The 15,409-nt window shown below is 70.8% G+C and carries 16 protein-coding genes; 3 read left to right on the forward strand and 13 right to left on the reverse strand.

Annotated features, from left to right (window positions below):
- Positions 1-109 precede the first annotated feature (109 nt).
- Positions 110-520, forward strand: a complete 411-nt coding sequence (locus ACQPXG_RS17285; protein WP_433468716.1) for an ATP-binding protein — start codon at positions 110-112, stop codon at positions 518-520.
- A 16-nt stretch (positions 521-536) separates the two neighbouring features.
- On the opposite strand, the gene ACQPXG_RS17290 is transcribed toward ACQPXG_RS17285, so the two are convergent.
- From ACQPXG_RS17290 to ACQPXG_RS17305, 4 genes are all read right to left on the reverse strand, one after another.
- The gene (locus tag ACQPXG_RS17290) at positions 537-1,673 is read right to left on the reverse strand and encodes an NAD(P)H-dependent flavin oxidoreductase (RefSeq protein WP_433468717.1); all 1,137 of its coding nucleotides are present in this window, start codon (positions 1,671-1,673) and stop codon (positions 537-539) included.
- A gap of 10 nt (positions 1,674-1,683) precedes the next feature.
- Positions 1,684-2,079, reverse strand: a complete 396-nt coding sequence (locus ACQPXG_RS17295) for a Zn-ribbon domain-containing OB-fold protein (RefSeq protein ID WP_433468718.1) — start codon at positions 2,077-2,079, stop codon at positions 1,684-1,686.
- A gap of 2 nt (positions 2,080-2,081) precedes the next feature.
- The gene (locus tag ACQPXG_RS17300; protein ID WP_433468719.1) at positions 2,082-3,242 is read right to left on the reverse strand and encodes a thiolase family protein; all 1,161 of its coding nucleotides are present in this window, start codon (positions 3,240-3,242) and stop codon (positions 2,082-2,084) included.
- A 102-nt stretch (positions 3,243-3,344) separates the two neighbouring features.
- A complete protein-coding gene (locus ACQPXG_RS17305) occupies positions 3,345-4,328 on the reverse strand; it encodes a GlxA family transcriptional regulator (protein WP_433468720.1) in 984 nt (327 codons plus the stop codon).
- Between the two features lie 102 nt (positions 4,329-4,430).
- On the opposite strand from ACQPXG_RS17305, the gene ACQPXG_RS17310 reads away from it, so the two are divergent.
- On the forward strand, positions 4,431-5,084 hold the full coding sequence (locus ACQPXG_RS17310; protein ID WP_433468721.1) for an HD domain-containing protein: 654 nt from the start codon (positions 4,431-4,433) through the stop codon (positions 5,082-5,084).
- A gap of 66 nt (positions 5,085-5,150) precedes the next feature.
- Here the strand turns inward: ACQPXG_RS17310 and ehuA are convergent, their stop codons facing one another.
- From ehuA to pip, 9 genes are all read right to left on the reverse strand, one after another.
- The gene (ehuA, locus tag ACQPXG_RS17315) at positions 5,151-6,089 is read right to left on the reverse strand and encodes an ectoine/hydroxyectoine ABC transporter ATP-binding protein EhuA (protein WP_433468722.1); all 939 of its coding nucleotides are present in this window, start codon (positions 6,087-6,089) and stop codon (positions 5,151-5,153) included.
- Positions 6,076-6,729 carry an ectoine/hydroxyectoine ABC transporter permease subunit EhuD gene (gene ehuD / locus ACQPXG_RS17320; RefSeq protein ID WP_433468723.1) on the reverse strand — a complete coding sequence of 218 codons (654 nt, stop codon included), beginning with the start codon at positions 6,727-6,729 and terminating at the stop codon, positions 6,076-6,078. The genes ehuA and ehuD overlap by 14 nt, the downstream gene beginning before the upstream one ends.
- Positions 6,729-7,445 (reverse strand): ectoine/hydroxyectoine ABC transporter permease subunit EhuC, encoded by a 717-nt coding sequence (gene ehuC / locus ACQPXG_RS17325; protein ID WP_433468724.1) that lies wholly within the window; start codon positions 7,443-7,445, stop codon positions 6,729-6,731. The genes ehuD and ehuC overlap by 1 nt, the downstream gene beginning before the upstream one ends.
- Before the next feature lie 3 nt (positions 7,446-7,448).
- Positions 7,449-8,342, reverse strand: coding sequence for an ectoine/hydroxyectoine ABC transporter substrate-binding protein EhuB (gene ehuB, locus ACQPXG_RS17330; protein ID WP_433468725.1), 894 nt, complete (start codon positions 8,340-8,342; stop codon positions 7,449-7,451).
- Between the two features lie 97 nt (positions 8,343-8,439).
- Complete coding sequence (gene thpD / locus ACQPXG_RS17335) at positions 8,440-9,381, reverse strand: ectoine hydroxylase (protein WP_433468726.1); 942 nt, start codon at positions 9,379-9,381, stop codon at positions 8,440-8,442.
- Positions 9,378-9,773, reverse strand: a complete 396-nt coding sequence (locus ACQPXG_RS17340; protein WP_433468727.1) for an ectoine synthase — start codon at positions 9,771-9,773, stop codon at positions 9,378-9,380. The genes thpD and ACQPXG_RS17340 overlap by 4 nt, the downstream gene beginning before the upstream one ends.
- Before the next feature lie 43 nt (positions 9,774-9,816).
- Positions 9,817-11,079 carry a diaminobutyrate--2-oxoglutarate transaminase gene (gene ectB / locus ACQPXG_RS17345; protein ID WP_433468728.1) on the reverse strand — a complete coding sequence of 421 codons (1,263 nt, stop codon included), beginning with the start codon at positions 11,077-11,079 and terminating at the stop codon, positions 9,817-9,819.
- Between the two features lie 52 nt (positions 11,080-11,131).
- Positions 11,132-11,680 (reverse strand): diaminobutyrate acetyltransferase, encoded by a 549-nt coding sequence (ectA, locus tag ACQPXG_RS17350; RefSeq protein ID WP_433468729.1) that lies wholly within the window; start codon positions 11,678-11,680, stop codon positions 11,132-11,134.
- Between the two features lie 622 nt (positions 11,681-12,302).
- On the reverse strand, positions 12,303-13,271 hold the full coding sequence (pip, locus tag ACQPXG_RS17355; RefSeq protein WP_433468730.1) for a prolyl aminopeptidase: 969 nt from the start codon (positions 13,269-13,271) through the stop codon (positions 12,303-12,305).
- Positions 13,272-13,644: 373 nt separating this feature from the next.
- Here pip and ACQPXG_RS17360 point away from each other — a divergent pair, with 373 nt between their 5' ends.
- Positions 13,645-15,348 carry a hypothetical protein gene (locus tag ACQPXG_RS17360; RefSeq protein WP_433468731.1) on the forward strand — a complete coding sequence of 568 codons (1,704 nt, stop codon included), beginning with the start codon at positions 13,645-13,647 and terminating at the stop codon, positions 15,346-15,348.
- Positions 15,349-15,409: the final 61 nt, after the last annotated feature.

A 15,409-nucleotide genomic window follows, 5' to 3' on the forward strand; every position in this document is an offset into this window, starting at 1 on the left:
AGAACCGACCACCGTTGAAAATTTAGCAGGGAGTCCTTTCGCGGGATACGGAACGTGTTGTGACGGCTGCGCTCCGCTTGGAATCTGAGTCCCGAGAGGGAGGACTCTGATGGCGATCAGCGAGGTCATCGCGGCGCTCACGCTGCCGGGTGTGGAGCAGGCGGCCAAGTTCGCGCGGGTGTTCGTACGGGACGTGCTGGGGGACGGGCATCCGTCCCTCGCGGATGCCCAGACGTGTGTGAACGAGGCGTTCACCAACGCGGTCGAGCACACGGCGTCAGGGCGTCGGCGGCGTGGGCGGGTCACGGTCGTGTTCACCGTGCTGGGCGGGGACGTCGTCGCGGAGGTGACCGACGACGGGGCGCTCGGGGCGCTGCCGGTGTTGCGGGACGATCCGCTCGCCGAGGACGGGCGCGGCCTGCGGATCATCGACGCGCTGGCGCTGGAGTGGGGCGTCCGGCAGGACGGTGAGAGGACGACAGTGTGGATGCGGTTCCCAGGCCCGCCGCCACTGCGGTGACCCGTGCGGGCGCCGGTCAGTCCGCGCCGGTGATGGTGTTGAGGCGGTATACGGCGTTGGCGAAGTCCTCGACCATGTCGTAGACCACCTGGCGGGCGGGTTTGACGGTGTTCATGAGGCCGACGCACTGGCCGACGAAGTAGTTGGCGAGGGCCTGGGCGCCCGGGTTGCCGGACTCGGCGACCTTGGTGATCTGCCGCATTGCGCCCTCGGCGACGATCATCTGGAGCGGCATGCCGAGCGCGCCCGGGCTCGCGGGGCCCTCCCACTCGTCCGTCCAGGCGGAGCGGAGCTGGCGGGCGGGCTTGCCGGTGCGGGAGCGGGACCGGATCGTGTCGCGGGACGTGGCGGCGAGCATCTTCTCCTTCACCGGCGGGGACGTCTCCGCCTCCTCGGTGGTGAGCCACACGGAGCCGCACCAGACGCCGGACGCGCCCAGGGCGAGCGCGGCGGCCATCTGGCGTCCGGTGGCGATGCCGCCCGCGGCGAGGACGGGCACCGGCGCGACGGTGTCGACGACCTCGGGGACGAGGACCATCGTGGAGATCTCGCCGGTGTGGCCGCCGGCCTCGCCGCCCTGCGCGACGATCAGGTCCGCTCCGGCGGCGACCTGGCGGCGGGCGTGCTCGGACGTCCCGACGAGCGCGGCGACGGGGATCCCGGCGGCCTTCGCCTTCTCCACCATCAGCGGGGGAGGGGTGCCGAGGGCGCTGGCGATCAGGCCGATGGGGTGCGCGAGCGACACATCGATCAGCTCGGTCGCGCCCTTGGCCGTGACCTGGGTGCCGCCGCGCGCGTTGGAGCGCTTGGCCTTCTCGAAGTCCGGCAGCGGGACGTCGTACTTGGCGAACAGGCCGGTGAGGAAGGTCCAGTGCTCGTCGGGGATGGCGGCGAGCATCGCGTCGAGGCCGCCGCCGCCCTCCGCAGACTTGTCGATCTTGCCGGGGACGAGGACGTCCACGCCGTAGGGGCGGCCGTTCACGTGGTCGTCGATCCAGCGCAGCTCTTCCTCAAGCCGGTCGGGGGTGTACGCGACGGCTCCGAGGACGCCGAAGCCGCCGGCGTTGGTGACGGCGGCGACCACGTCGCGGCAGTGGCTGAAGGCGAACAGCGGGAACTCGATGCCGAACCGTGCGCAGACCTCGGTGTTCATGGCCTCGACGCTAATGGACCGAACCCGATTCGGTCCAGGGCCGGAACAGGACGTACGACTCGCCCTCGTCCGGGTGCTCGAAGGCCGCACGCAAGGCGAGGCCCTCGCGCAGGGCGCCACGCGACACGCCGTCCAGGCGGGTGTGCAGCCACGGCCCCTCGGCCAGCTCGACGAGCGCCAGGAAGGCGGGCGGGTCCTTGGGCAGGATCGTCCAGGTCACGAGCGTCGCCCGGCCGCTCGCCTCCGCCCAGCCGAGGTCCTCGTCGCCGCAGCCGGGGCAGCCGGACGCGTCCGGCGCGAACCAGCGGTCGCACGTCTCGCAGTGCTTGACGACGAGCCGGCCGGCGGCGGCGCCGTCGAAGAACGGGTCGGTCCGGCCGTCCCGCCGCAGAACGCCGATGTCCACGGTCAGGCCCCCTTCTCGTGCGGGCTGACGATCAGCGTGGAGTGGTGGTCGAGGATGCCGCCGTTCCCGCTGACGAGGATCACGCCGGCGGACGGCGCCTGCCGTTCCCCGCCGTCCCCGCGCGCCTGGATCACGGCCTCCGACAGGGGCGTCATGCCCCACATGTAGTACGCCGACAGCTGCCCGCCGCCGGTGTTGGTCGGCAGTGACCCGCCGGGGCCGAGCGCGCCGGACGCGGCGAACGCGCCGCCCTCGCCCTTGCCGCAGAACCCGTAGTCCTCCAGCGTCACCAGGACGGTGTAGGTGTAGCAGTCGTACAGCTCGCAGACGTCCACGTCGGCCGCGGTGATCCCGGCCATCTTCATCGCCGCCGCGCCGGACGCCGCCGCCCCGGTGGTCAGGCCGTAGTCGCTGCCGCGCTCCTTGCGGTGCCCGGGATGCCCCTGCCCCCAGCCCCAAAGGTGGACGGGTGGGCGCGCCAGGTCGCGGGCCCGGTCGGCGCTGGTCACGATGACGGCGACGGCCCCGTTGGAGACGAGGCAGCAGTCCAGCAGGTGCAGCGGCTCGGACACCCAGCGGGAGTTCTGGTGGTCCTCGATCGTGATCGGGTCCCGCATCTGGGCGAGCGGGTTGCCGGCCGCCCACGCGCGGGTGGACACGGCGATCGCGCCGAGCTGCTCGCTCGTCGTCCCGTACCGGGCCATGTGGCGCTGGGCGGCGAGCGCGTAGTGGGAGTTGACGCTGCGCAGGCCGAGCGCGGCCGTCATCCCGCCGAACCCGTACCATTCGCGGGCGTCCCGGTTGTAGGCCGAGCCCGACGACTGCTTCGGCTTCAGCGGCGCGTCGGCGAACACGCACGCGACCGTCGTCGCCGACCCGTTCAGCACCGACATCGCGGCGTACGACACCATCGCCCCGGCCGTGGCCCCGAAAGAGCTGACCAGGGACAGCAGCCGCAGGTCGCGGAGCCCGAGCGTGTCGGCCAGCTCGATGCCGGGGGAGCCGCTCATGCCGTGGCTGACCAGCAGGCCGTCCAGGTCGCCGAGTGCGAGGCCCGCGTCGGCGGCGGCCAGCCGCACCGCGTCGGCGGCGAGCCGCCGCGGGCTCCGCCCGTACACCTTGCCGAGTTCGGTCATCCCGAGCCCCGCGATCGCGGTGTTCACCGCCTCACCTCCGTTCCCCGTCCCGTGTCCGCTCCGCGAGCGCCGTCCTCTGCTCGTGCCACCGTCCGTCCTCCCCTGTCCGGTAAGCGCCACGGTACAGAATCACGTTCGGTAGACGTCCGGGCGGGGGTGATCACGGGCCCGGAACGCACTCCGGTATGCGAGTGGGGATGCTCCGACACGGCGGGCGAAGTGGGCGCGCAGCGTGACCGGCGAGCCGAACCCGGCCTCGGCCGCGACGCGCTCGACCGGCAGGTCCGTGCTCTCCAGGAGCTGCTGCGCCCGGTGGACGCGGGCTCGCGCCAGCCACTGCTGCGGCGTCGTCCCCGCCTGGTCGCGGAACCGCCGCGTCAAGGTCCGGACGCTGACCGACGCGTGCCGCGCGATGTCGTCCAACGTCAGCGGACGGTGCAGGTTCGCCTCCAGCCACGCCAGCGTGGGCTGGAGCGCGGCGTCCCCGTCCGGCGGATCCTCGTGGCGGATGAACTGGGCCTGGCCTCCGTCCCGCTGCGGCGGCATGATGATCCGCCGCGCGGTGCGCGCGGCCGCCGCGGAGCCGCGGTCGCGGCGGACCATGTGCAGGCACAGGTCGATGCCCGCCGCGACCCCGGCCGAGGTGAGGACCTGTCCGCCGTCCACGTACAGCACCGACGGGTCGACCTCGACGCCGGGGAACCGCCGGGCCAGCGCGCCCGCGTACCGCCAGTGCGTGGTGGCGCGCCGCCCGTCCAGCAGCCCGGCCGCGGCGAGCACGAACGCGCCGACGCAGATCGACGCGATCCGGGCGCCGCGGGCCGCGGCGTCGCGCAGCGCGTCCAGCACCGCGTCCGGGGGATCGGACCGGACGTCCTCATGCCCGGGGACGACGATGGTGTCGGCCGAGGCGAGCACGTCCAGCCCGAACGGGCCGTCCACCCGCATGCGCCCCAGCATCGGGGACGTCTCCGCACCGCCCGGCGGCGTGCACACCCGGATCTCGTACAGCGGGACGTTCCCGGACGTCGTCGTCACACCGAACACCTGACCCGGGATGGACAGGTCGAACGCCACCACTCCGTCCAGCGCCAGAACCGCGACCACGTGCATGGCCAGAACGTAGCGCACATCGGCAGTCCGGACACTGTTCGGCCTCCGGTCCGGCACCGCACGATCGGTGGGGTCCGTTCACAGCACACCCGAGGAGCCTCGATGGCCGACCGCTTCGCCGAATTCTCGATGCCCGACACCGACCTGACCCGCAAGGCGTACGACCTGGTGTTCGCCACCGGCACGGCGGCGCTCGCCCACCACAGCGTCCGGACCTACCTGTTCGGCCGTGCGCTCGGCGAGGCACGGGGCCTTCACCCCGGCGCCGACTACGACGACGAGGCGCTGTTCCTGGCGAGCGTCCTGCACGACCTCGGCCTGACCGAACGGGGGAACGGCGGCCGGCGCTTCGAGGTGGACGGCGCCGACCTCGCCGCCCGGTTCGTGAGCGGGAACGGCCTGGACGAGGAGCGGACCCGCGTGGTCTGGGAGGCGATCGCCCTGCACACCAGCACGGGCATCGCGCACCTGATGCGGCCCGAGATCGCGCTCACCCACGCCGGAACCGGCACCGACATGGCCGGCCTCCGCGCCGGCTCGCTCCCCAAGGGCCTCGCCGAGCGGGTGCACGCCGCGTTCCCCCGTCTTGAGCAGGACTGCGGCCTCACCAGCCTCATCGTCAACCAGATCGCAGAAAACCCGGCAAAAGCCCCGATGGGCAGCCTTCCCGCGGAGGTCGCCCGCCAGTACGGCATCGGCCCGGCCGGCCCCACCTGGGCGGATCTCGTGGCCGCCGCCTGGCCCGGCATGCGCTGAAACGGGAGTCGCCCGCGTCCCCGGGGCGACGGGGACGCGGGCGACGCGGGGACGCGGGGTCCCTGGTCAGGACGCGAGAACGGCCTGCAGGAAATCCCGGGTGCGCTGCTCGGACGGCTCACCGAAGATCTGCTCCGGCGGGCCCTCCTCCACGATCTGGCCCTGGTCGAACATCAGGACCCGGTTGGAGATGTCCTTGGCGAAGGTCATCTCGTGGGTGACGCACAGCATGGTCAGGTCGCTCTGCCGGGCGATGTCGCGCAGCAGGTCCTGGACGCCGACGACGAGCTCCGGGTCCAGCGCGGAGGTGACCTCGTCCAGCAGCAGGACGCGCGGCTGCATGGCGAGCGCCCGCGCGATCGCCACCCGCTGCTGCTGGCCGCCCGACAGCTGGGTCGGGTGCGCGTTCTCCTTGTCGGACAGGCCGACCATGTCCAGCAGGCCCTTGGCGCGTTCGACCGCCTCGTCCTTGGACACCCCGAGCACGCGCACCGGCCCCTCGGTGAGGTTGCGCAGCACGTTCATGTTGGGGAACAGGTTGAACTGCTGGAAGACCATGCCGACCTGCTTGCGCATCTCGTGCAGGTGCTTCTCGTTCGCCGGGACGCGCTTGCCGCCGCGGTCCATGTGCCACAGCGTCTCGTCGCCGATCCAGATGAGCCCCTCGTTGAGGGTCTCCAGGGTCATCAGCAGCCGCAGGATGGTGGTCTTGCCCGACCCGCTCGGCCCGATCAGCGTCACGCGCTCCCCGGGCTCCACGGTGAAGTCCAGCTCGCGGAGCACGACGTTCGAGCCGAACCGCTTGACGACCTTCTCGAAGCGGATGCCGGGCGCCTCACCGTGCGGCAGGTCGGCGGCCGGCTCGCTCTTCGTCGCGCCGCCCTTCTGCGTGGACACGCTCTCCTTCTGCGTGGACACGTCCTGTCCGGCGGCGTCCTTCTGCTCGGCGCCGCCGTCCGGCCCGTTGGGCGTGGGGGCTTCCGGTGTGGTGTCAGTTGGTGGCATAACGCCTCTCCAAGCGGCGGACCAGTATCGAGGATATGACGCTGACGATGACGAACAACAGGCCGACCATGGTGATCGGCTCCAGGAACTGCAGGGACTTGGACCCCACCTGGTACGCGGAGAACAGCAGCTCCGCGACGTTGATCGCCAGCAGCATCGGCGAGTCCTTGAACATCGCGATCAGGTAGTTGCCCAGCGTCGGGATCACCCGCCGGATCGCCTGCGGAAGGATCACATCGAGCCACACCCGCGAGCGCGGCAGGTTCAGCGCGGTGCACGCCTCCCACTGCCCCTTCGGCACGTCGGCGATCCCGGCCCGGTAGACCTCGGCCGTGTAGGTCGAGTAGTGGATCCCGAGCGTGAGGACGCCCGCGGTCAGCGAACCGATGGTGATGCCCCACGCGGGCAGGACGAAGAACACGAAGTACAGCTGCGGGATCAGCGGCGTGGACCGGATGAACTCGGTGATCCACCGGATCACCTGGTTGAAGACCCGGCTCGGCGAGCGGCGCAGCAGCGTCCACACCAGCCCGAGGACCAGCGCGAGCACGTAGCCGAGCAGCGTCGCGATGACCGTGTAGCGCAGCCCGTCCAGCAGGTCGGGGAGGATGTCACCTGAGTATTGCCAGTCCCAGCTCATCAGGCCTTCACCTCCGTGCCAGGCTCGCCGGCCGCGATCGTCCCGAGGGACGGCTCACTCGGCAGCCTGCGGCCCAGCATGCGGTCCACGCGCCGCTCGGCGTAGCGAACGAACAGCTGCAGGATCTGTGCGATCACGAAGTACAGGACGAGGACGACCGAGAACGCCGCGACGGTCTGGCCGGTGCTGCCCTGGATGTTCTTCGACACGCGGGTCAGATCGACGAGCCCGACCAGGGACACGATGGCCGTGCCCTTCATCAGCTCGATGATCAGGTTGCCGAACGGGGGGAGCATCAGCGCGAACGCCTGGGGGAGCAGGACGCGCCGCATCCGCTGGAGGGGCGTGAAGTTCAGCGCCACCGTCGCCTCGTACTGCGCCTTCGGGACCGCGTTGATCGAGCCGCGGACCACCTCCGCGCCGTAGGCGCCGACGTTCAGGCCGAGGGCCAGCACGGCCGCGAACATCGTGCTGAACCGGAGGCCGATGAGGGGCAGCGCGTAGAAGAACCAGAACAGCAGCACGAGCGTCGCGTTGCCGCGGAAGAACTCCACGTACACCCGGTTCAGCACGCGCACGCCCGAGTGGCGCGAGGTGCCCGCCAACCCGAAGATCAGGGCGAGCACCAGCGCCAGCGCGCCGCCGAGGAGAGTGAGCCGGACCGTGACCCACGCCCCGTCCAGCCACTGGGGATAGCTGTCGAGGACATCGGACACGGGTCAGCCCTGGCAGAACTTGGCGGCGGTGTCGTCCGCGGTCGGCATCTCCGCCTGGGTGAAGCCGAACGGCTGCAGGATCGGCAGCAGCTTGTTCTCCTGCTTCAGCTTGCCGAGCTGCTCGTTCCACGCGTTCACCAGATCGGTGTCGGCCTTGCGGAACGCGAACGCGCCGGCGCCCAACTGCTCCTTGCCGTCGATGACCGGGGTGAACGCGTCGGTGACCTCGAAGCCCTCGCCCTTGTGCTTGGTCAGCAGGTCGGCCAGCGAGATACGGGTCAGCCAGATGCAGTCGATGCGCCCCGCCTTCAGGCCCTCGAAGGCGCTCGCCTGGTCGGCGAACGTCTTGATGTCGCCCTTCTTCACGCCGGTCTTCTCGGCGTAGCCGGCCTCGACCGCGCCGGTGAGCACGCCGACCTTGACGCCCTTCTTGCCCGGGTCCTCGGCGGCCTTCAGGCCCTTCGGGTTGCCCTCGGGCACCATGAAGGCGCTCTTGGCGACGTACTCGGGGTTGGCGAACGCGGCCGAGGCGCACCGCTCCGGCGTGATGAACATGCCGGCGGCGATCGCGTCGAACCGCTTGGCGTTGAGCCCGGCGATGAGTCCCCCGAAGTCGACCTGGACGCCCTTGATCTCGTCGATGCCGAGGTTCTTGAAGATGACGCGGGCCAGCTCGGGCGCCTCACCGGTCAGCTTCCCGGACTTGTCGGTGTAGCCGTAGGGCGCCTCGTTGGCGAAGCCGACCGTGATCGAGCCGGCGCTCTTGGCCTTGTCCAGGGTGCCGCCGCCCGACTTCTCCTCCTCCGGATTCGTCGTCGAACAGCCCGCCGCGGCCAGCGGCACCGCGGCGGACAGCAGCACCGCGTTGCGGAGGAAATCGCGCCTCGAAGAAGTCATCGTTGAACTCCTGGTGGGTGTGCTCAACGCCCGTAGGGGGCCGGACGGCCCCCTACGGGCGCTGAGCGGGTGGGTCGGGGTTATCGAATTGTTGTGATCATTCAGGTGCCGGACGGGCCCCCGAAGCGCCCCCGGCGCCGACGGGGGTGAAGTCACGCGAGCCGATGAACGTCGGACGGGGCGCGGGCGCCGAGAACGGCTCGACGCACGTGTTCTCCACGCTGTTGAACACGATGAACACGTTGGAGCGCGGGAAAGGGGTGATGTTCCCGTTCGAGCCGTGCATGCAGTTGCAGTCGAACATGGTGGCAGAGCCCGCCGGCCCTGTGAACAGCTCGATCCCGTGTTTGTCGGCCAGGATCGACAGGCTGTTGGGGTCGGGCGTGCCGACCTCCTGGCCGCGCAAGGACTCCTTGTAGTGGTCGTCCGGGGTCTCCCCGACGCAGGCCACGAAGGTCTTGTGCGAGCCAGGCATGATCATTAGCCCGCCATTGTGCACGAAATTCTCGGTGAGCGCGATAGATATGCTCACCGCGCGCATCCGGGGCATGCCGTCCTCCGCGTGCCAGGTCTCGAAATCCGAGTGCCAGTAGAAGTCCTTGCCAGTGAACCCTGGCTTGTAGTTCACCCGGCTTTGGTGCACGTAAACCTCCGAGCCGAGGATCTGCCTGGCCCGCCCGACCACGCGGGGGTCGCGGACGAGCTCGGCGAACACCTTGCTGATCTTGTGCACCTCGAAGATGGAGCGGACCTCGTCCGAGCCCCGCTCGGTGACCGTGCGCTCGTCGGCCAGGATCCGCGGGTCGGCCGACAGCCGGCGCAGCTCGGCGCGGTAGTCCTCGACCTCCTCCGGCGCGAGCAGCTGGTCGACGGACAGGAAGCCGTTGGCCTCGAAGGAGTCCAGGGTCGCGCCGTCGACCGGACCGTCCTGCGCGGTGCCGTACACCACCGGGTCCTGGCGGTACAGCAGCGCCGCCTCGGAGGCCTTCCGGGTGGGGTAGGCGTCGTCGATGGTCGGATGGGACTCGATGATGCTCATGCGTCCTCCTCGGTCAGCAGGGGGTAGACACCGTTCTCGTCGTGGACCTCCCGCCCCGTGCAGGGCGGGTTGAAGACGCATACGGTCCGCACGTCGGTGTGAGCGCGCAGGGTGTGGTGCTCGTGCTCGTCGAGCAGGTACATCACGCCCGGCTCGATCTTGTGCTTCTCGCCCGTCTCGTCGTTGGTGAGCTCTCCCTGGCCCTCGACGCAGTAGACGGCCTCGATGTGGTTGGCGTACCACATCCTCGTCTCGGTCCCCGCGTACAGGATCGTCTCGTGCAGCGAGAAGCCGACGCCCTCCTTGGCCAGCACGAAACGGCGGCTGCACCAGGTCGGCGCCTGCACGTCGCGTTCCGTGCCGATGATCTCCCCAAGGGAACGAACGATCATGAAATCTCCTCTTCCGGTGGTGCCGTGCGGTGTCCGGGGCGGCTCACACGGCGACCTTCTGGCGGACGGCCTCCAGCGAGTCCGCGATGATCTCCAGGCCGCGGTCCAGCTCGGCCTCCGTCGTGGTGAGCGGCGGCAGCAGCTTGACGACCTCGCCCTCGGGCCCGGACGTCTCCATCAGCAGCCCGCGGGCGAACGCCTCGCCGCACACCTTCGGGGCCATCTCGGCGTCGTGCATCACCAGGCCCCACGCCAGGCCGCGGCCGCGGACGGAGTCGATCGCCCCGGCGTGCGTGAGCGCGATGTCGTCCAGCGCCGCCTCGACCTGCTGGCTCTTGGCGAGGGTCTGCTTCTCGAACTCGTCGCCGGTCCAGTAGTCCTCCAGCGCGGCGACGGCGGTGATGAACGCGGGGTTGAACCCGCGGAAGGTGCCGTTGTGCTCGCCCGGCTCCCACACGTCCAGCTCGCGCTTCATCAGGGTCACCGCGAACGGCAGCCCGTAGCCGCTGAGCGACTTGGACAGGCAGACGATGTCCGGGACGATCCCGGCCTCCTCGAAGCTGAAGAACGGCCCCGTGCGGCCGCAGCCCATCTGGACGTCGTCGACGATGAGCAGGATGTCCTGCCGGCGGCAGAGGTCCTGCAGGCCGCGCAGCCACTCGGCGGTGGCGACGTTGATGCCGCCCTCGCCCTGGACGGTCTCCACGATCACGGCGGCGGGCTTGTCCAGGCCGCTGCCGCTGTCGTCGAGCATCGTCTCGAAGAGCAGGAAGTCCGGCGTCCGGCCGTCCAGGTAGTTGTCGTAGGGCATCGCCACGCCGTGCCCGAGCGGCACGCCCGCGCCCGTGCGCTTCATCGAATTCCCGGTGACGGCGAGCGCGCCGAGCGTCATGCCGTGAAAGGCGTTGGTGAAGCTGACGACGGTCTCGCGGCCGGTGTACTTGCGCGCCAGTTTCAGCGCGGCCTCGACGGAGTTGTTGCCCGCGGGGCCCGGGAACTGCACCTTGTAGTCGAGGCCGCGGGGGCTCAGAACGTGCTCGTTGAATCGTTCCAGGAACTCACGTTTGGCCGTCGTGTACATGTCCAGGCTGTGGACGATCGCGTCGCCGGCGAGATAGTCCAGCAGCCGGCGTTTCAGCTGCGGGTTGTTGTGCCCGTAGTTGAGTGTCCCGGCGCCGGCGAAGAAATCGAGGTAGGTTTTGCCGTTCTCGTCGGTCATATGGCTGCCCTGCGCGGTGGTGAACACGGTGGGCCAGCTTCGGCAGTAGCCGCGGACTTCGGATTCCAGGCGGGCGAAAACGTCCATCTCTGCCTCCAGGCAGTCGGGGTGGGAGCGGGTTGGGGGATCGAGGAGTGGGTCAGTTCACGCCGGTGATCGGTCCGATCCTGAAGAGCACCTCGGGCTCGTGTCCCCCCTCGGGGAAGTGCTGCGCGCCGAACAGCGGGCTGCGGGTGAGCTCGCACCCGCGGTCCCGGGCGAACGACTCGAACATCGCGGTAGACGCGGTGTTGCCCGGCGTGACCGTCGCCTCCATGTACCGGTGGCCGCGCGGGGCCAGCCGGTCGGCGAGGTGGTCGAGCATGCGGCGGGCGAGTCCCTGGCCGCGATGGTCGTGGTCGACGGCGACCTGCCACACGAAGAACGTGTCCGGGCGGGACGGGCGGACGTACCCGGTGATGAAACCGCACGGGTCCGCGCCGTCACGCGCCACCACGGAAGTGTCCGCGAAATCGCGGCACCAAAGGGTGTAGCTGTACGGCGAGTTGACGTCCAGGACGCGTGAGTCCCGGGCGAGCCGCCACAGCTGCGGGCCATCGGTGAGGCCCGGCTCCTGGAGTCGCACTTCCGCGTTCGTCTCGTTTCCATCGGGGCGTCCGGTTGGTGTTTCCAGGGGGTGCGCTGCCATGTCCAGGCAACTTAGCGAATCTCGGCCCGTGATCGCAGCGGATTGTTATCGGCGTGATGTTTAGCCCCATGTCCCAGTGGGTAGGGTTAAGGGCTTTGCCAATTTCGCGGCAATTCCGGCGGGCTTTGCTCGGGCCGTCGCGCACATTTCCCGCTGATACGCAGGAGGGACTCCCCGATGCGTCGCGGAAGCGTCCAGGGCACTTCCTGAACGTCACCTTAATGTTCGGCCGCCGGTCCGGGAGCGCATTTATGTATCGGTTGTGTGAGGTAAGTCACATGGATTCGCTGTCAACGGGTCGGGTGCGGCGGGCGTCACGTCGCATCGCGCGAGGTCGTCCGCCCGCGGGCGGCCTGGGACGGGTGTGCGGCAAGGCGTTGACGCGGGTCCTGGGAGGCCGCGGTCCCTCACCTTCAAGGGGGAGGGATCATCCCGATCGGGTAAGACTGCGATGTCTAAGAGGTAAGTATTCGCGGATTTCGGGTCGCATCCGACACGCCCGGGCCCGGCCTGGAAACCGGGCGCCGGGCGCATTCCGGACATCAGATGGCCGCATTGGAGTGCGGCCGATTCTCGGCGGCCGATGACGGGCCGTCTCGTGCGCCCGGCCGGACGGAGCGCGTCAGTCTTTTCCGGCGAAGCGATCGGTCGCCTCGATCAGACGATGCAGAATCCCCGGTTCGCTGTAGGCGTGCCCGGCGTCGTCGACGATGTGGAAATCCGCCTCAGGCCACGCGCGGTGCAGATCCCACGCGGTCGCGACCGGCGTGCACACGTCGTAGCGGCCCTGCACGATCACCGCCGGGATGTGGCGGATCTTCTCCACGTCCCGGATCAGCTGGTCCTCCTCGAAGAACCCCTCGTTGGCGAAGTAGTGGTTCTCGATGCGGGCGAACGCCACCGCGTAGTCCGGCTCGCCGAACCCGGCGGCCAGCTCGGGGTCCGGCCGCAGCGTGATCGTCGAGCCCTCCCACGTCGCCCACGCCTTCGCCGCCGCGACCCGCACGTCCCGGTCGGGGGAGTCGAGGCGCTCGCGGAACGCCGAGACGAGGTCCTCCCGCTCGTCCTCGGGTATCGGCTCGATGTACTTTTCCCAGAGGTCGGGGAACAGCAGCGAAGCGCCCTCCTGGTAGAACCAGTACAGCTCGAACGGCCGCAGCGTGAAGATGCCGCGCAGCACCAGCTCTGTCACCCGGTCCGGGTGCGTCTGCGCGTACGCCAGCGACAGCGCGCTGCCCCAGCTCCCGCCGAACACCAGCCAGCGCTCGATGCCGAGGTGCTCGCGGAGCCGCTCGATGTCGGCGACCAGGTTCCAGGTGGTGTTCGCCTCCAGCGACACCTCCGGATCCTTCGCGTGCGGCAGGCTGCGCCCGCAGTTGCGCTGGTCGAACAGGACGATCCGGTAGGCCTCCGGGTCGAACTGCCGGCGGTGCGCCGGGCTGCACCCGGCACCCGGGCCGCCGTGCAGCATGACCGCGGGTTTGCCGTCCGGATTGCCGCAGACCTCCCAGTAGATACGGTTTCCGTCGCCGACGTCGAGCAGCCCGGAGTCGTACGGCTCGATCGGCGGATACAGGGTGCGAAGCTCCATGACGCGCGATTGTCCCACCCGTGCCGGGCCCCGGCCGGGATGTGACCCATGGCACCGTCGGACGGGCCGCGCGGGCCGTGAACAGGCGTCCTGCGTGCGCGAACACCCGACGGGGGCCGAGAAAGTAAACCCCAAACTGGGCAAACGTTCCGCTGGTCGGGACTAGAGTGCCTCTGGTGAGCGAAGCGAGGAGCCACAGGGCCGGCTGCGGAGCGAGCGAGATGTGCACAACGACCCCCGCGAACGCGGCCGTGCGCCGCCGGGCGAGGAGACACGTGATCGAAGTGACGAGCCGTCGGGCGATGGACGCAGCGAGCGGGATGAGCGGCGCCACGCCGGTCGCCGGGCTCCCGGCCGAAAGGCGAGGAGACCGGTGAGCGAGCTGAACGGATCGGGCGGTGCCCGCGGCGTCCCGGACGGGGCGTCGCCCTGGCCGGCCATGGGCCGCGACCCGGGCGCGCCGCCGGCGCTTCCGGCCGCCCAGCAGCCGATCCAGATGTCCAAGCCCGGGCAGCACGGAATGCCGCAGCACGGCCAGCCGGGGCCGCACAACCGGACGGGGGAGCTCGTGCGTCCCGACGTCGAGCAGCCCGAGGCCCAGCCGTGGGACATCGTCGAGCGGCTCCGCCAGATGGCCGACCTCATCGGTGACGCGCTCGCCGCAGGTGAGCGCAAGGTCAACGAGGCGCAGACAGAGACCGCATCGCAGGTCGCGGCCATCCAGGCGGAGAAGGAGTCGGCGCAGCGCGACGCGGCAGCCGCCTGGGGTGAGGTGCAGCGCTCCCGCGGCCAGGCCGAGCAGGCCGACCGCCGCGCCGTGGAAGCCGAACGCCGCGTCACCGAGGCCCAGAACGAGGCTTCTTCGCAGGTCGCGGCCATCCAGGCGGAGAAGGAGTCGGCGCAGCGCGACGCCGCGGCCGCCTGGGGTGAGGTGCAGCGCTCCCGCGGCCAGGCCGAGCAGGCGGAACGCCGCGCCGTGGAGGCCGAGCGTCAGTTCGCCGACGCCGAGCGCCGCGCCGCCGAGGTCCAGAACGAGGCGGTCACGCAGATCGCCGCGCTCCAGACCGAGAAGGAGAACGCGCAGCGCGACGCGGCCGCCGCCTGGAACCAGGCCCAGCAGGGGCGCGCCCAGGCCGACCAGGCCCGCGCCCAGGCCGACCAGGCCCGCGCGCAGATGGAGCAGGTGCAGGCCCAGGTCGAGCAGGCCGAACGCCGCCTCGCCGAGGCCGAGGCCACCGTCCGGCAGGCGATCCAGCAGCGCGACGCCATGAGCGAGGCCCGCGACGACGCCCTGCGCGCCGTCGAGGACGCCGTCGGCGGGCGACGTTCCGCCGAGTCCGAGCGCGACCGCGTCGCCGAGCAGGCCTCCGAGCTGTCCCGCGCCCTGGAGACCGCCCACGGCGAGCTGTCGGCGCTCCGCGCCAAGGTCACCGACGCGGAGATGACCGCGCAGAACCTGCAGCACGCCGTCGTCGCCGCCGGCAAGGAGGCCGACGAGAGCCGGCGCCGCGCCGAGGTCGCCGAGCGGCGCGCCCAGGAGAACGAGCGCCGCGCCCAGGACGCCGAACGGCGGGCCCAGGACGCCGAGCGCCGCATCCAGGACGCGTCCGGGCGGGCCGAGGCCGCCGAGGCCGAGCGGCAGCAGGCGCTCGACACGGCCGCGCAGTCCCTTGAGGCCGCCAAGAAGGCCGAGCGGGAGCGCGACGGCAACGCCAAGGCGCGGGAGGCGTCCGAGCGGAACCGGGAGGCCGCCGTCCAGGCGCAGGCGCGCGCCGAGTCCGAGCTCACCCTGGCCCGCGGCCGCGCCGACCAGGCCGGGCGCGAACGCGACAAGACGGTCGCCGCGATGCGGCAGCTGGCCGCCGAGCGCGACGCCGTCGCCGAGAAGCTCGCCGAGCGCGACCAGTGGGTCGACCAGCTCGCCCAGGCCGTCACCGAGCAGCGCGCCCAGATCGCCGAGCTGTCCCAGGAACGCGACGCCGCCCGCCAGGCCGCCGACCAGGCCCGCTCCCTGATCGACGAGCTCACCAGGCAACTCCGCACGATCATGCCCACAGCGGCCACGCCTCGTCTGTAGGGGGCGACCCCCTCGCCCCCCGTCACGAGCCGGTCGATCCTCACGCCACGGCTCGGTCCGC

The organism is Spirillospora sp. CA-128828, assembly GCF_050945415.1.
Taxonomy (GTDB): Bacteria; Actinomycetota; Actinomycetes; order Streptosporangiales; family Streptosporangiaceae; genus Spirillospora.

What these genes read in the sequence shown, in the direction of transcription:
- ACQPXG_RS17305 (WP_433468720.1), bottom strand. Translation starts at nt 4,328, where the DNA reads ATGCACGTGGTCGCGGTTCTGGCGCTGGACGGAGTGGTGGCGTTCGAC.
- ACQPXG_RS17310 (WP_433468721.1), top strand. Translation starts at nt 4,431, where the DNA reads ATGGCCGACCGCTTCGCCGAATTCTCGATGCCCGACACCGACCTGACC.
- ehuA (WP_433468722.1), bottom strand. Translation starts at nt 6,089, where the DNA reads ATGCCACCAACTGACACCACACCGGAAGCCCCCACGCCCAACGGGCCG.
- ACQPXG_RS17290 (WP_433468717.1), bottom strand. Translation starts at nt 1,673, where the DNA reads ATGAACACCGAGGTCTGCGCACGGTTCGGCATCGAGTTCCCGCTGTTC.
- ehuD (WP_433468723.1), bottom strand. Translation starts at nt 6,729, where the DNA reads ATGAGCTGGGACTGGCAATACTCAGGTGACATCCTCCCCGACCTGCTG.
- ACQPXG_RS17285 (WP_433468716.1), top strand. Translation starts at nt 110, where the DNA reads ATGGCGATCAGCGAGGTCATCGCGGCGCTCACGCTGCCGGGTGTGGAG.
- thpD (WP_433468726.1), bottom strand. Translation starts at nt 9,381, where the DNA reads ATGAGCATCATCGAGTCCCATCCGACCATCGACGACGCCTACCCCACC.
- pip (WP_433468730.1), bottom strand. Translation starts at nt 13,271, where the DNA reads ATGGAGCTTCGCACCCTGTATCCGCCGATCGAGCCGTACGACTCCGGG.
- ectA (WP_433468729.1), bottom strand. Translation starts at nt 11,680, where the DNA reads ATGGCAGCGCACCCCCTGGAAACACCAACCGGACGCCCCGATGGAAAC.
- ehuB (WP_433468725.1), bottom strand. Translation starts at nt 8,342, where the DNA reads ATGACTTCTTCGAGGCGCGATTTCCTCCGCAACGCGGTGCTGCTGTCC.
- ACQPXG_RS17340 (WP_433468727.1), bottom strand. Translation starts at nt 9,773, where the DNA reads ATGATCGTTCGTTCCCTTGGGGAGATCATCGGCACGGAACGCGACGTG.
- ectB (WP_433468728.1), bottom strand. Translation starts at nt 11,079, where the DNA reads ATGGACGTTTTCGCCCGCCTGGAATCCGAAGTCCGCGGCTACTGCCGA.